The organism is Stenotrophomonas maltophilia group sp. RNC7 (assembly GCF_030910085.1).
GTDB classification, from domain to species: domain Bacteria; phylum Pseudomonadota; class Gammaproteobacteria; order Xanthomonadales; family Xanthomonadaceae; genus Stenotrophomonas; species Stenotrophomonas sepilia.
This window is the reverse complement of sequence record NZ_JAVFVN010000202.1, coordinates 1-301: the sequence shown is the minus strand read 5'-3', so window position 1 is coordinate 301 and position 301 is coordinate 1. Positions and strand designations below refer to the sequence as shown.

1 protein-coding gene is annotated in these 301 nt (G+C 56.5%); it reads left to right on the top strand.

What is annotated here, in order from left to right; all coding sequences use genetic code 11:
* Window positions 1–301 (top strand): hypothetical protein (locus tag RCF13_RS02845; RefSeq protein WP_308140821.1); only part of this gene is annotated, 301 nt, incomplete at both ends.

Below are 301 nucleotides of genomic sequence, written 5' to 3'. Positions count from 1 at the left end.
AAGTCGATTGCCGCTAGAGTTACGCTCAACACATACGAACGAGGTCTGGCTCTCCTAAATGCACTTTGCTTCGCGGCGGAGGCCCGGGGTTTCGTCGTCGAACCGACAACAGAGAGCTCCGACAGCATCCGATTGGAGCTCAGTGACGTTCGAGTTTGGCTGCGCGTGGTGGAGCGCACCGGCATTGAATTGCTTCACGAAGACGGAACTCCCTCTGAAAACGGAATGGGCACGCGGCGCAGGACGAAGCCTAATGGCATGCTGCGCTTCTACTGTCTGGTTCTGTACTCGAACAACAAGG